The sequence below is a fragment of the uncultured Shewanella sp. genome (genome assembly GCF_947501665.1).
Classification (GTDB): Bacteria; Pseudomonadota; Gammaproteobacteria; order Enterobacterales; family Shewanellaceae; genus Shewanella.
Genome location: NZ_CANMWS010000001.1, coordinates 220284 through 235585, shown reverse-complemented (window position 1 = coordinate 235585; position 15302 = coordinate 220284). Strand labels below are relative to the sequence as shown.

Annotated in this window: 13 protein-coding genes and 1 pseudogene; 11 read left to right on the top strand and 3 right to left on the bottom strand. The window is 40.1% G+C overall.

Annotation, left to right across the window (positions count from 1 at the left end; translation table 11 throughout):
* Positions 1-542 precede the first annotated feature (542 nt).
* Both mtr and plsB read right to left on the bottom strand, forming a co-directional pair.
* Positions 543-1805 (bottom strand): tryptophan permease, encoded by a 1263-nt coding sequence (gene mtr / locus Q0976_RS01055; RefSeq protein WP_299489967.1) that lies wholly within the window; start codon positions 1803-1805, stop codon positions 543-545.
* A complete protein-coding gene (plsB, locus tag Q0976_RS01050; RefSeq protein WP_299489965.1) occupies positions 1805-4228 on the bottom strand; it encodes a glycerol-3-phosphate 1-O-acyltransferase PlsB in 2424 nt (807 codons plus the stop codon). Before plsB ends, mtr begins: the two co-directional genes overlap by 1 nt.
* Positions 4229-4604: 376 nt before the next feature.
* Here plsB and lexA point away from each other — a divergent pair, with 376 nt between their 5' ends.
* The 6 genes and pseudogenes from lexA to Q0976_RS01020 all read left to right on the top strand — a co-directional run bounded on the left by lexA (position 4605) and on the right by Q0976_RS01020 (position 10918).
* Positions 4605-5222 (top strand): transcriptional repressor LexA, encoded by a 618-nt coding sequence (gene lexA, locus Q0976_RS01045; RefSeq protein ID WP_299489964.1) that lies wholly within the window; start codon positions 4605-4607, stop codon positions 5220-5222.
* A gap of 164 nt (positions 5223-5386) precedes the next feature.
* Positions 5387-5923 (top strand): SulA-like leucine-rich domain-containing protein, encoded by a 537-nt coding sequence (locus Q0976_RS01040; RefSeq protein WP_299490177.1) that lies wholly within the window; start codon positions 5387-5389, stop codon positions 5921-5923.
* A gap of 797 nt (positions 5924-6720) precedes the next feature.
* Positions 6721-7815: pseudogene (gene coxB, locus Q0976_RS01035) on the top strand (cytochrome c oxidase subunit II); the annotation flags it as partial.
* 69 nt (positions 7816-7884) lie between these two features.
* Positions 7885-9474 (top strand): cytochrome c oxidase subunit I, encoded by a 1590-nt coding sequence (gene ctaD, locus Q0976_RS01030; RefSeq protein WP_299490174.1) that lies wholly within the window; start codon positions 7885-7887, stop codon positions 9472-9474.
* A 2-nt stretch (positions 9475-9476) separates the two neighbouring features.
* Positions 9477-10046 (top strand): cytochrome c oxidase assembly protein, encoded by a 570-nt coding sequence (locus Q0976_RS01025; protein ID WP_299489963.1) that lies wholly within the window; start codon positions 9477-9479, stop codon positions 10044-10046.
* The gene (locus Q0976_RS01020; RefSeq protein ID WP_299489962.1) at positions 10043-10918 is read left to right on the top strand and encodes a cytochrome c oxidase subunit 3; all 876 of its coding nucleotides are present in this window, start codon (positions 10043-10045) and stop codon (positions 10916-10918) included. Before Q0976_RS01025 ends, Q0976_RS01020 begins: the two co-directional genes overlap by 4 nt.
* Positions 10919-10984: 66 nt before the next feature.
* Here the strand turns inward: Q0976_RS01020 and Q0976_RS01015 are convergent, their stop codons facing one another.
* The gene (locus Q0976_RS01015) at positions 10985-11203 is read right to left on the bottom strand and encodes a DUF2909 domain-containing protein (protein ID WP_299489961.1); all 219 of its coding nucleotides are present in this window, start codon (positions 11201-11203) and stop codon (positions 10985-10987) included.
* A 43-nt stretch (positions 11204-11246) separates the two neighbouring features.
* Here Q0976_RS01015 and Q0976_RS01010 point away from each other — a divergent pair, with 43 nt between their 5' ends.
* The 5 genes from Q0976_RS01010 to Q0976_RS00990 all read left to right on the top strand — a co-directional run bounded on the left by Q0976_RS01010 (position 11247) and on the right by Q0976_RS00990 (position 15275).
* Positions 11247-11942 carry an SURF1 family protein gene (locus tag Q0976_RS01010; protein ID WP_299489959.1) on the top strand — a complete coding sequence of 232 codons (696 nt, stop codon included), beginning with the start codon at positions 11247-11249 and terminating at the stop codon, positions 11940-11942.
* A gap of 175 nt (positions 11943-12117) precedes the next feature.
* Positions 12118-12663 (top strand): hypothetical protein, encoded by a 546-nt coding sequence (locus Q0976_RS01005; RefSeq protein ID WP_299489956.1) that lies wholly within the window; start codon positions 12118-12120, stop codon positions 12661-12663.
* Positions 12663-13646, top strand: coding sequence for a COX15/CtaA family protein (locus tag Q0976_RS01000; protein WP_299489953.1), 984 nt, complete (start codon positions 12663-12665; stop codon positions 13644-13646). Before Q0976_RS01005 ends, Q0976_RS01000 begins: the two co-directional genes overlap by 1 nt.
* 23 nt (positions 13647-13669) lie before the next feature.
* A complete protein-coding gene (gene cyoE / locus Q0976_RS00995; protein WP_299489950.1) occupies positions 13670-14572 on the top strand; it encodes a heme o synthase in 903 nt (300 codons plus the stop codon).
* A 58-nt stretch (positions 14573-14630) separates the two neighbouring features.
* Positions 14631-15275 (top strand): SCO family protein, encoded by a 645-nt coding sequence (locus Q0976_RS00990; RefSeq protein ID WP_299489948.1) that lies wholly within the window; start codon positions 14631-14633, stop codon positions 15273-15275.
* The last annotated feature ends 27 nt before the right edge of the window (positions 15276-15302 follow it).

The following is a 15302-nucleotide window of genomic DNA, read 5'->3' as shown; positions in this document are numbered from 1 at the left end:
ACGATAAAATATCGTTAAATCGCTTGTCATTCCAGCAGAGAGCCTCATGTTTGTTGGTTTAACTATAACACTTAGAAATAGGATGAATTAAACGTCTTAAGCAAGAAATTAATCTTCACATAATTAGCCATAAAAAAGCGCCTACATTAAGGCGCTTTTTTATGGCACTAAATATAAATAACCTGAACTCGGGTTAAGCAGCGCCGGTAAATATCGCTATTTTGGCCCCTATCTGTGTTGTGCTTTCTACTAATAGCGGGCTATTAGGCACGAAATCCCGCCTTGATATCAACAAAAAATATCAGTATTTAGTAAAATACACAAAAACAAGAGTGCAAGTTAAGATTCTGATTTTTATATATTATTTAATTTAAACTTGACACTCATTATCCCGAGTTCAGGTTAAATAACCAGAACTCGAGTTAATCAGCGCCGCTTAATAGCAGTATTAAGCGAAACATGAAAATAAATTATAGCCAGATTGATTTTAACTGACTATTGAGATTTTTTGACACTCGTTATCTCGAGTTCAGCTTAAATAATCAACCAAATACAGGCAATAAATCAGCCATGGCTAACAAATGACACGTCGCTGTTACCAAGCCAAATAAAACCACCAGAATAATCAATGATGTTCCACCAGGAACCCGAAAGCTGTCATGATTAGGAAACAACTTTCTAGACTGATAAGCCATCATGGCAGGCACAATTACCGCCCAAATAGTCGCCGCCAAGGCAGCAAAGCCAATTGCCACAAGAAACCCATTAGGAAATAAAACGCCGAGTACCGTCGGCGGAATAAAAGTCACAGCTGCCGTTTTTAAACGCCCTTTTCGAGAACCATCAAAGTTAAATAAGTCCGCTAGATAATCAAATAAGCCTAATGTCACACCTAAAAAAGAAGAGGCCACAGCTAAATTAGCAAATAAATTAAGCATGGTATTAAGCCAATCACTTTCAATCACTTGAGACAAAGCCGCAACTAACACTCCCATATTGCCGCCTTGCTCAATAATATCAGTAAACTGGCTTCGTGCTAAACTGCCCATCGTCGCAATCAACCATAAAAGGTAAATACCTAAAGCGATTAAGGTACCAATAACAATAGCCTTAATAATGGTTTTAGGCTCTTTACCGTAATATTTCATTAAACTCGGTACATTGCCATGATAGCCAAAGCTGGCTAAACCAAAAGGTAAAGCAGCCCAAAGATAAGGAAAATAACTAGGATCACCATTAGGATGAAATAATGTCACACTGCTGACATCAAGCAACAAATTCCCAATCGCTAAAAAGAAGGTGATAACCATACCACCTATCATCACAGTCGTGATCCGATCCACCGCTCTAGTGCTAATAAATACCACTATAGACAACACAACAGCAAAGATTAGCCCGGCAACACTTTGAGGTAATTCAATGCCAAAACTCGACAGACTATGATCAACAATCGAGCCTCCGCCACTGATATAAGCATAAGTTAAGATATAGAGTACAAATGCAATAGAAACCCCATTAATTACCCGCCAGAATTGCCCTAATGTTACTTTGGTTAACGTATCAAAACTATCACCAGGATTAAAATGTAAATTAGTTTCAAGCAAAAGTAATCCTGACGCCAACATGCAAAACCACACACCCAGTAACATTAGTGCTGAGTAACCAAACCACATACCGGCCCCTACGACAGGCAAGGAAAACATTCCAGCCCCGACTGCCGTTCCCGCTATAATCATTGCTCCGCCTAATAGGGAACGATGAGGTTTAATACTCGCTGTAGCTGTCGTTTTAATAGAATGAGGCATTAACTTGAAAGCTCCGCAGCAACACTGTCCACTATGGTTTGCCTTACCGAAGAACGTAACAACATATTGGCGCGCACTTGTATACGGTTAACCTCTTTATGGGAGCCAGAATCACTGAAATATCCTAACTCTTTTAGTTTGACACTCAAAGTGTTGTACAATTTTTTATCATAAAATTCAGGAGCAGTAATTCCATGTAAAGCGCCCAAGCGTTTCGCTAAACGATGACTTTCACGCTCCAGATCAGAGCGTTCCATATCAGGAAAGACTGTTAATAAATTAAAGATAATGGCATAACGTTGTAGGGTTTCACTCACAGTATCAGAGAGTAATAACACTTGTGCCGCTTTAGACTCAACAAGATCAAGTGTATGCGTCTCAATAATAAGACCTTCTTCAATAAAGACATCCAAAACTTGTTCCACATACTGCGCAGGATTAGCTAATCCCATAAATAGCTCAGCTTCAAGCAAAGGATAAAAATCATTGACCACATCAATAAGATCGGCTCGCGTACCATGATCTTGTCTGATCAAGTAGCTCGCTATTAACGAAGGAATAATTAATAAATGGATCATATTATTACGATAATAAGTCATAGTGACGGCATGCTTATCATCAATTGAAATAATATCCCCTAGAGGATCTTGTGTTTCCACGATTTTATTGAGTTCTAATACTTGGTTAACTAAACTGTTCCCATCTCCCTGAGGTAAGGACATATATTGTGTGTACGGCTGAGCTTTAAGAATATGCAAATACAAATCCAACTGCTTTTCCAATAAACTTCTCTCTAGTGCATTTTGCTCTGAAGCCAATAACACTAAACTGGTTAAAGTGACTGAACTCACTGCCGCCGCATCATTAATGTAAGTCATCACTTTACCCGCAAGGTTGTTCACAACAGGGGTAAACCAAGGTTGTTTTTGATCAGGGTCAAATGCCACATCTTCTCGCCAATTTGGCACTTGCTCAGTTAAAAAATGACTTAACGTAATCGGTTGACCGAAATTAACATAGCCTTGACCAAAATTACTCAATTTACGAATGGCACCAAATACTTGCCAAACAGACTCTTTTTCTTTTTTTTGCCCTCTCAGCTCTTTATGATAAGTTTTGACTTCCATCACATGATCATAACCAAGATAAACAGGCACTAAGGTCACCGGACGATCCACCCCCCTTAATACGCTATTAATCGTCATGGCAATCATCCCTGTTTTAGGCGGCAATAATCGACCAGTTCTAGAGCGGCCTCCTTCAGTAAAATATTCAACAGAATACCCTTTACTGAACAATTGAGATAAATATTCTCTAAACACAGCTGTGTATAATTTATTACCTCTGAAACTTCTACGAATAAAGAAAGCACCGCCTCGTCTAAATAAAGGACCCGCTGGCCAGAAATTCAGGTTAATTCCCGCAGCTATATGCGGCGGAACCATACCTTGATAATATAAAATATAAGATAAAAGCAAATAATCCATATGGCTTCGATGGCAAGGTACGTACACAATTTCATGACCATCATGATGCAACTGACGAATTTCTTCAGCGCCTTTAATATTGATCCCTTTATATAACTTATTCCAAAGCCAAGTTAAAAAACGCTCAGCAATACGTACTAAACTATCCGAATAATTAGCCGCCACTTCATCCAAATATTCCATCGCTTTGGTTTTCGCCTCAGCTTCAGAAATTTTCTTACTGCTAGCTTCTTCTTTTATGGCTTTTTGTAATGACTCTGATTTCAATAACGCATGAAACATCGTCTGGCGATCAGGCAATTCAGGGCCTGTCATCACCATGCGTTGACGTTTAAAGTGCGCACGAGCCACTCGTGCTAATTTATGGGCAATACGCTCATCGGTTCCATGCTCGTTGGCCATATAACGCAATGAAACAGCATTGGAAAATTGCACAAAATTATGTCTGCCTAAAAACAAGATCATTAAACACTTACGCAACCAAGTTGGGCTCTCTCGCTCAAATACCGCCGCTTTCATGGTATCGTCTTCTTTACCCGGGGTTCGGCCCCAATATAAACTCACAGGCACTAATTGAATATCGAGTTTAGGGCTGCTCTTATGTGCTCTGAGTAATCGTTTAAACCAATGAAGATAATGTTCAGCACTTTCTCGTTGCCCCAAAATGGGTTTTGCCCCCTCTAAACACACGACTCTAGGTGTGGTGATCCCATTAACTTCAAGTGCTTTATATGGACTGGGTAATCCGATCTTGTCAGTCACTTCACTTAGTGCAGCGATATCACTCACAGATTCTGTTTTCATCACATAAACAACAGGGCGGTTCGGGTCCAAGTTAAGATCTTCAAAAGGATCTTGAGGTACAACAATAGTATGCACTAACTTTTTCTGGATCCAACGAAGCGATTTATACCAAAGCGAGTCTTGTTTAGACATTATTCTTTTACAATGTAAGCGATTTCAATATCGCAACATACTATCAGAAAATGAAAACATTTGCCTATTTAGCACTTTGTTATGTCTTGAACACATCAAGATGCAAGATTCTACCTGAATAAAAAACCTTTTAGGTTGAATTTTGAACAAAGGTTTTAATACTCCTAAACCAAGGAGTAATCACCCAGCATAAGAAAGTGTGAACCCGTTTTTTGGGTGTGTGTAACAGCCCCTACTCTTTATTTTAAAAATATGTTTCTGTAAATAAGATTTTTACGCCACCTTTAAAACAGAGATCTAAAGTAAGGCATATGACTTGCACTCAAAAAAATACTGTATATACTAACAGTTACTGTATAGAAAAACAGGGTTGACTATGAGACCGCTCACCAAAAGACAAGACGAAATTTTAACCCTCATAAAACGAAATATCGCTGATACAGGTATGCCCCCGACACGAGCAGAAATTGCCAAGCGACTCGGCTTTAAAAGTGCAAATGCAGCTGAAGAACATTTAAAAGCCTTAGCCAAAAAAGGGTGTATCGAAATTATTCCAGGCACATCTCGCGGTATTCGATTAACGCAAACCGATACAGAGACTGATTTAGGCCTACCACTGATTGGCCAAGTCGCTGCAGGTGAGCCCATTTTAGCCCAAGAACATGTCGAACAACACTACCAAGTTGATCCTGCCATGTTTCGCCCACAAGCGGATTTTTTACTGAGAGTCCGTGGTGATAGCATGAAAGATATCGGTATTATTGAAGGCGATTTATTAGCCGTACACAAAGTACAACAAGCCCGTAATGGACAAATTGTTGTTGCCAGAGTAGAAGATGACGTAACAGTAAAACGATTTGAAAAGCAAGGGCATACGGTATATTTACATGCTGAAAATGAAGCTTATTCTCCTATTGAAATCGATTTAACCTATCAAAGTTTCAATATTGAAGGCTTAGCCGTGGGCGTGATCCGTAATGGTAATTGGCAATAATTCATTATGACTTGTCTGAACGGGTAAATACAATCGCATGACCCTGTATTTATCCTGCTTTAACATTAAATTCATTATTGCTTCATCACTTGATAAATGGTCGATATAAGAGAGCAGTATGCTAACGCTGTATTCTTGCAACGGAGGTTACGATCTTGAAAAATATAAAAATAACTAAAAGCAAACAACGTGTGGTAACCTTAACGAGTACGCCAGCTCATCATCCTGGGCTCTGGCATTATCAAGATACGTCCAGCAATACAATCAATGCGTTTAATCACAGTATTACTATTCTGAATACTCAGTCACAAGGCACCGAAGAGCTCCTTCATGTGGGCCATAAATTGGCACAATTAAGCCAAGAAGGCCGTTGGATAGTCCTGATTAGTCCACCCAATATTGCTTATAAACCACTCTTAGAAAAAGCTGGGGTCAGAATGGACAGAATATTATTAGTCCATGCAAAAGATGAAGTCGAATCATTATGGGCAATGGAAAAAGCATTAACCAATGGCACTTGTAGCGCAGTGATCACTTGGACACAATCGCTCAACAGCCGTGATAATAGAAGACTGCAAATTATTGCGAAAAAAGCCTGTGCAACAGGTTACATCCTCGACAAAAATACCAATATAACGCAGACTGAACAATTAGCTCACTATAGCGGTGAACTTCCAATACTTAAAAGTGAATTGCACTGAATGGCATAAAGACTCATATTCAATAATAACGAATGATTGAGTCTTTATTTAATTTATAGCATCAAGCTCAATTTAGGCTACACTCATAATTTCCAGCTCAAACATCAATAATGATATTTAATTTAAAATATGAAAATATATTTCTTAATACGAGACTAATTAAGCAATAAAAAGTCGCCACTCGAACTATTAATTTAAATAATTTTATGTTATGAAATTAACAATGAACTTTAGTCGTGATCAAGATCACATTTTTATTATTTTCACACTAGTTTATTAAGTAACTTTATTGAATATTGTCGCTTCATTTCAGAAGCTCTCCACTCAATCGACTGACAATTCATACTTTTTATGACGTATTTTATGCATATAGAATAAAAAACACGCTTGAACAATACGTAAACATTCAGTAATGTATACAGTTATAACAACGATAATTTGTTATATCTGAGCGATTCGTCGTTTGTCTTTGTTAATATTTTTATGAGTACTTACTTAATTAAATAATGAGAATAAATACCCACTAGAATATTGAATAAAATATGCTCCTGATTAGCCCTATTCAAGGATTGAAAAAGCAATTGTTAATCTCGTCCATGCCATTTCAAAGACTAAAATTGGCCTGATATAGTCAGCCGTAGGTGCTCTGTGGAATATAAAAAATATAAACACATTTTTATATTAACCGCTGCATTAGTACTTTGAAGTCATCGTTGCTTTTTTGAGAACTGAAGAGTTCACAGAGAGCAAAGATTTACTGTGTAACTCTTCTTTGTCTATGACGAAGGAGAAGTCTAGTGAAGCAATTGTGGTGTGGTGCTTTGGCGTTACTCTTAACGCCTGCAATCTTGGCAGCAGAAATGCCCTTAAATATGACAGAAGGTGTAACCGATATTAGTGGCAGAGTGTATCACCTGCACATGACTATCTTATACATCTGCTGTGCTATTGGTTTAATTGTATTTGGCATAATGCTCTATTCAATCATCTATCATCGAAAGTCTAAAGGCGCAGTCGCAGCCAACTTTCATGAAAGTACAAAAGTCGAGATCCTCTGGACTGTTATCCCATTTATTATTCTTATTGGAATGGCTATTCCGGCAACAACAACATTGATTGCCATGGAAGATACCAATGATGCTGCGTTAACCATTAAGGTCACGGGCTCGCAATGGAAATGGCATTACAGTTATTTTAATCAAGGCGTTGAATTTTATAGTTTGATGTCGACCCCAAGAGATCAAATTGAAGGTGATGCCCCTAAAGGAGAGCATTACTTACTGGAAGTCGATAAACCCTTAATCGTCCCCATAGGCCGAAAAGTCAGATTTTTACTCACATCAGATGACGTTATCCACTCTTGGTGGGTGCCCGCCTTCGCCATCAAAAAAGATGCGAACCCAGGTTTTATCAATGAAACTTGGACACATATAGATGAGCCAGGTATTTACCGAGGTCAATGCGCTGAACTCTGTGGTAAAGATCATGGTTTTATGCCCATCGTCGTTGAAGCCTTACCAGAAGATGAATTTGAAGCTTGGCTCGTCAGTCAGCAAGAAGAAGCCAGCTTAGCCGCTTTAGAAGCAGAAGCCTCACTTACTGTCACTCTCGAAATGGAAGAACTCATGGAAAAAGGAGAGCAAGTGTATCTGACCTATTGCGCCGCTTGCCATCAACCCAATGGAATGGGGCTACCTGGGGCTTTTCCTGCAATGAAAGACAGTCCCATCGTGATGGGAGAAATCAGCGAACATATTGAAATCATTGTCAATGGTAAACCTGGTACTGCAATGCAAGCATTCAAAAAACAACTCTCTGCAGAAGATATTGCTGCTGTTATCACTTACGAACGTAACGCTTGGGGCAATGATACTGGTGATGTCGTTCAAGCCGCTCATGTTAATAGCCATGGTCAATAAGGAAATAATATGAATACTTTGACCCCAGAAAATCAAGTTAGCATGGAAGACACCCTCAACCCAGAGCAAGAACATGATGATGGACACCATGCTCCACCAAAAGGCATTATGCGATGGTTGTTGACCACCAATCATAAAGATATAGGCACACTTTATCTTTGGTTTAGTTTCATTATGTTTCTTACTGGCGGTGTAATGGCGATGGTGATCCGCGCTGAACTCTTTCAGCCAGGATTACAATTGGTCGACCCTAATTTTTTCAATCAAATGACCACAGTTCATGGTTTAGTCATGGTCTTTGGTGCTGTCATGCCTGCTTTTACAGGCCTAGCTAATTGGCTAATCCCTATGATGATAGGGGCACCTGATATGGCTCTCCCTCGCATGAATAATTGGAGTTTTTGGATCTTACCCTTTGCTTTTATTATTCTATTAAGCTCATTATTTATGGAAGGGGGAGCGCCCAATTTTGGTTGGACCTTCTATGCACCATTATCCACACAATATAGCCCTGATAGTACTGCTTTGTTTGTTTTCTCTGTACATATTATGGGTATTAGCTCCATTATGGGTGCCATTAATGTCATCGTAACCGTCATTAATATGCGCGCACCAGGCATGACTTGGATGAAACTTCCTTTATTTGCTTGGACTTGGCTCATTACCGCCTTTTTGCTCATCGCCGTCATGCCTGTTCTGGCGGGAGCCGTCACTATGGTGTTAACCGATAAATACTTCGGCACCTCCTTTTTTGAAGCCGCAGGCGGCGGCGATCCAGTGATGTTCCAACATATTTTTTGGTTCTTCGGTCATCCTGAAGTTTACATCATGATTTTGCCATCTTTTGGGATCATGTCAGCCATCATTCCTACTTTTAGTCGTAAGAAATTATTTGGTTATTCATCGATGGTTTATGCCACGGCCAGTATCGCCATTTTATCTTTCTTAGTGTGGGCACACCACATGTTCACCACAGGGATGCCCGTATTTGCTGAGCTCTTTTTCATGTATTGCACCATGCTTATTTCTGTTCCCACTGGGGTCAAAATTTTCAATTGGGTTGCAACCATGTGGAAAGGTTCATTGACCTTTGAAACCCCAATGCTCTTTGCCATTTCCTTTTTAGTCCTGTTTACCATTGGGGGCTTTTCAGGCTTAATGCTTGCGATTACGCCCGCCGACTTTCAATATCATGACACTTACTTTGTGGTAGCGCATTTTCATTATGTACTTGTCACAGGTGCCATTTTTACCATTATGGCAGCCGTATATTATTGGTTACCCAAGTGGACTGGGCGTATGTATGACGAACGCTTAGGTAAATGGCATTTTTGGTGTTCAGTTATCTCTGTCAACGTCTTATTCTTCCCCATGCATTTCTTAGGGTTAGCGGGTATGCCAAGACGGATCCCTGATTACGCCATTCAATTCGCGGATATTAATCAAATTGTCTCTATTGGTGGATTTGCCTTTGGGTTATCACAACTTATTTTCTTGGTCGTGTTAATCAAATGTATTCGCAGCGGTGAAAAAGCGCCCGCTAAACCATGGGAAGGTGCGGAAGGACTAGAGTGGGATCTCCCCAGCCCTGCACCTTATCATTCTTTCTCAACTCCACCGGTAATCAAATAATCATGGATAAAGATAAAGCAAATTCAAATAAACGTTTAATTCGTTTTCTCATATTAGGAGCAATCTCTATGTTTGGTTTTGGCTTTGCTTTAGTTCCGCTTTACGATGTACTTTGCGAACAACTGGGAATAAACGGAAAAACACAAAACACAGCCAGTCAATATATTGATAATGAAGTCGATAAAAGTCGAACCATTACCGTCGAGTTTATCTCCCAAGTGCAAAAAGATATGCCTTGGGAGTTTACTCCTCAAGTCAATCGCATGAAGGTTCATCCTGGAGAGTTAGTCCGTACTCACTTTACGGCAGAAAACTTATCAAATAGGCAGATTGTCGGTCAGGCCATTCCTTCTGTCTCACCTGGCATGGGCGCGGCCTATTTTAATAAAACAGAATGTTTTTGCTTTAATCAACAAACATTAACAGCCAAATCAAATGCAGATTTACCGCTAATATTCTATGTCGATCCAGCCTTACCGGACAACATATCCACCCTGACCCTCTCTTATACACTCTACAATATCACCGACAAAGGTTATGTCGATGCAATAGAGCAAGGAGCAGCAAAATGACAACCAAACATGAAAATTATTATGTTCCTGAACAAAGCGCTTGGCCTATTATTGGCGCAATGGGGTTATTCCTCATCGCTTTTGGAGCAGGGACTTATATTTCAGAAATGGGCACCGAAGCCACATTTGGCAAATACACCTTAATTGCAGGTATTGCCGTGATCATTTTTATGATCTTTGGCTGGTTTAGAACCGTGATTGCCGAATCTATGGCTGGATTGTACTCGGCACAAATGGACCGTTCATTTAAACAAGGCATGAGCTGGTTTATTTTCTCTGAAGTGATGTTTTTTGCCGCATTCTTCGGTGCGCTATTTTATGCCAGAATGATCTCCGTGCCTTGGCTAGGCGGAGCCTCTAATAATGCAATGACAGCAGCTATTCTTTGGCCCGATTTTATTGCGGTATGGCCACTTGAAACAACACCAGATGGCCGCTTAACCCAAGCGATGGGCTGGATGGGGTTACCCCTTTATAACACGCTGATCTTGCTCGCGTCATCGATAACTCTACATTTTGCCCATGTGAACTTAGAAAATGACAACATAAAGCCTGTAAAAGCATGGCTAGGAGTCACCATTATTTTAGGTGTCGTTTTCCTCATGCTGCAAGTGCTTGAATATACCCATGCCTATCAAGTCATGGGATTAACTTTAGATGCGGGCGTTTATGGTAGTACCTTTTTCTTATTAACGGGTATACACGGTATGCACGTAACCTTAGGCACTGTATTTCTTTTCGTATTATTTATTCGTATTGCAAAAGGACATTTTACCCACGATAAACATTTTGCCTTTCAAGCAGGAAGTTGGTATTGGCATTTTGTCGATGTGGTCTGGCTCTGTTTGTTTGTTTTTGTTTATGTCCTTTAACACCTTTTTACAGACTCAAATAAAAACGATTTGAGTCTGTAAAACACGTATCCCCTATCAATAATATCAGTAAGGTCTCAGGTTAGGATTAATCAATCCTGATAAAGAAGCAAACACGAGTAATGCCATGACAATCAATGCAAACGCCACTCTTCGCCCTAAAAAACGACTCATAGTGGCTGACTTTTTGCCTTTGACCATGACATACCAAGCACGACCTAGGTTAAAAATCATGAATAGCAGCAGTAACACTAAACAAAGCTTAAACAACAATAAGAGATCCATTCTTACTCCTCAAAAGGTAGTCACAAAATCTGGGGTATTTATTTTGATCTCTACTGTGAGCGTGTTTACCCTTTTGGTCAAGCTAGGTATGTGGCAACTTGAACGCTATCAAGAAAAATTAGATTGGCAACAAGAACTCACCTTAAGACAAAACCAAACAGAGCTCAGTTATCCTCAGTTAATGACCCTACCCAGTCATACTTCATATACAGGGTTTAGGCTATCTACGCGTGTCACCCCAATCCACACGCCAATAACAAATCATATATTACTGCTGGATAACCAAGTATACCAAGGGCAAGTGGGCTATTTAGCGTATCAAATCATGGAAGTCTTACCCCACCTGCCTTGGCTATTAGTCGAATTAGGCTTTGTAGCGGCCAATATCAATCGACAAATTTTACCAAGTATTCACCCCATTTCAGTCCCAACGACACTCAAAGGGCGACTTTACAATAAACAGGCCAATCCAATGAGCCATACTTTAATGGCTGAAAAAGGCTGGCCTAAACGCATTCAAAATCTTAATTTAAATCAGTTAGAAAAAGAACTTCAACATGCAATAGCGCCTGCAGTGCTTCAACCCGATACACTGGATACACACACCTTACCCCATCCATGGCAACCTTTCCCCATGACAGCAGATAAACATAAAGGCTATGCCTTGCAATGGTTTGCCATGGCAGCGGTATTTATTTCGATTATGGGAGGCTTGCTATTAAGAAAAATAAAGCAATGAAAGGCTGATTTATTCTTTTTCGGCTCGTTATTGAACCAGATTAAATAAGTAAAAACCTTCACATGAAACATCTTCCTAGCTGCTTCGGGAAGTGAATATATTCGTTAGTTCACAAGATGGTTATGCATCTATGTGCACTAGAAAATACTCATCAACTAAGGTATGAGGAGATGGAATGAACTCCCCTAAACAAAATGGAAAAAATACGCTATTAATATTACTTTTAGCCTTTATCCTTCCAGTCGCGGTTGCAAAACTGGTGCTCAGTATGGATCTTTACCGAGGAGGAGCCACTAATAATGGTACCTTAATTGCTGCCGATACCACTTATGCCAGTTTAGCGATGAAAAACCCTAAACCTCAACAATGGCAAATATTGTATCTGTTACCCAAAGACTGCCAACAAAAATGTCAAAATCGTCTGTATATTTTACAACAAAGTCACACGGCGCTAGGCAAAGAAAAAGACAGAGTACATCCTGTCATTATGCTCGATGAACACAGTGATATTTCAGCCCTATTACCCTATCAATTTATCACTCATTCAGTTAACAGCAAATTGGCAGCATTATTAAGCGAACAAAAACTCATTATTGTTGACCCCTTAGGCAGCCTCATTATGAGCTACCCTATCGTCCTTAATAAGGATGCGCAAATAATGCAAGGTAAAGCCCTGATTGCAGATCTTCGCAAACTCCTTAAACTCTCGAGGATAGGGTAATGCAAATCAGTCCTTTGCTTAAAATCACCCTGATCTTCACCTTATGTGTCATTTTAATGGGCGCCTATACTCGTCTATCCGATGCGGGACTCGGTTGCCCAGATTGGCCGGGATGTTATGGCATGCTAAAAGTCCCGACGCAGGCACATGAACTCACTGAAGCTAAATTAACTTTTCCTGAATTTACCGTTGAATCAGATAAAGCTTGGTTAGAAATGATCCACAGGTACATTGCAGGCACGTTAGGCATATTAGTCATGCTCATTTTATGGCTTTGCCTTAAAACAGCTAATGCGCCTAAAAATTTACCGCTATTTATTGGTGGGTTAGTTTTATTTCAGGCTGCATTAGGTATGTGGACCGTCACAATGAAACTCATGCCAATTGTGGTCATGTCACATTTACTAGGGGGATTTACCATTATTTCCTTAGTATTGTTACTGTATTTAAGAACCAAGCCTCTGAGAATTATTGGCGGCGATCCTCAAGCCAAAAAGCTAGCCACTTTCTCGCTTGCCTGCTTAAGCGTACTGGTGTTACAAATTATTCTGGGCGGGTGGACATCCGCAAACTATGCCGCCCTCGCCTGTACAGCGCTCCCGATTTGTGAAGGCAACTGGTACCAAAACCTCGACTTCATTAACGCTTTTTCCCCTTGGCAAGGTGAGCATCCCAGTTTTGAATTTGGTGTCCTAGAATATCCTGCTCGAATGACAATACATGTCGCCCACCGATTATGGGCTGTTGTCACTGCAATCATGTTAGTGACTTTAGCATATAAACTCATGCAGCGTGCCCGCTCATCGACATTAAAACAAGCCGCATGGGTATTACTGATCCTTGTTGGGATCCAAATAGGACTGGGGATCAGTAACGTTATCTTCCACCTTCCTTTAGGTATTGCCGCAGCACATAACGCAGGCGCCGCCTTGCTATTGTTGAGTCTAGTATTCATCAATTATGCCTTATGGCGTAAAGCTTAACATTTTGTTTTAAGGAGTAAGAAATGAATAAATCACTATCTTTATCTATGACCCCCCCATTATTGCAATGGCGCGCTTATTTAGAAATGACTAAGCCTAAAGTGGTCGCCTTAATGCTACTCACCGTATTTGTCGGTATGTGTCTAGCAGTACCTGGGGGCTTACCTTTTCCAACGGTTATTTATGGACTCAGTGGTATTGCTATGATGGCAGGTGCTGCGGCCGCATTTAATCATTTAATCGATCGCCGCATCGATGGATTGATGTCTCGAACGGGTAACCGTCCTTTACCTCAAGGTAAGATATCTATATCTCGAGCAATCTTGTTTGCGGTGACGCTCGCCATTGTAGGTTTCATTCTCTTATATGCACAAGTTAACCCACTGACAGCTTGGCTCACCTTTGCCAGTTTAATTGGCTATGCCGTCATTTATACAGCTTATTTGAAGCGAGCAACACCACAAAATATCGTCGTTGGAGGGTTAGCAGGTGCCATGCCTCCTTTATTAGGCTGGACCGCTATCACAGGAGAGTTTCATGGTAATGCATTATTATTAGTGATTATCATCTTTACTTGGACACCTCCTCATTTTTGGGCATTGGCCATCCATAGACGACATGAATATGCAAAAGTAGACGTTCCTATGTTACCAGTGACTCATGGTATTGCTTTCACTAAAACCTGCATTTTTTTATACACCTTATTGTTAGCTATTGCTTGTTTACTGCCAGTACTTGTCGGCATGTCTGGTCCACTGTACTTAGTTTGCTCCACTGTGCTAAGTGGCATTTTTATTTATAAAGCCTGGGTATTAAAATTCAACGACAAACCTGAATTAGCAATGGGGCTCTTTCGTTTCTCCATTTATCAATTAATGTTGTTATTCGCAGCATTACTTATCGATCATTATCTGTGGATCCAATAACTCACTTATCCCTCCCTTTTTTGAGCAATAGAAAAAAGGGACATAAAAAGGATGTCCAATGAAAAAAATTAGCTTACTCGTTATCGGTGGGATTATTTTACTGACTCTAGGGGCTGTCGCGGCCAATCAATGGAAAGGGCAAACTCAAGAAAAAAAACTCTCATTAAAAACCAGTTACGTTTTCCCTGAGGCACGTGTACTCCCGCCATTCACACTCAAAGATCAACAAGGTAATCCTTTTACAAACGAACACTTAAAGGATAAATGGAGTATTATTTTTATTGGGTACACATCTTGCCCAGATGTTTGCCCCACCACAATGAGTAAACTCACTGCAGCCCATGCCCAGCTCAATAGTGATCTGAATATACAAGTGATTTTTGTTTCTGTTGATCCTCAAAGGGATTCCCAAGATAAACTCAGTGATTATATCAATTTTTTCAATCCAGAATTTATTGCCGCAACAGCCGGGCATAAGGTATTAATGCCTTTCACGCGTAGTTTAGGTTTTGTCTACGCCATGGTCGGTGAAGAAGATAACTATCAAGTCGATCATAGTGCTTCTTATGCGCTTATTTCACCAAAAGGAGAAAGGCTAGCCATCATTAAACCCACGTCACCCGCTCCGGGAATAACACCTCAAATCAAAAATAGTGAACTCATGGCTGATATCACCCAAATAGTTGAGCATTACTCATACTAATCACTCCCCCATTGAAAGTAACCACTT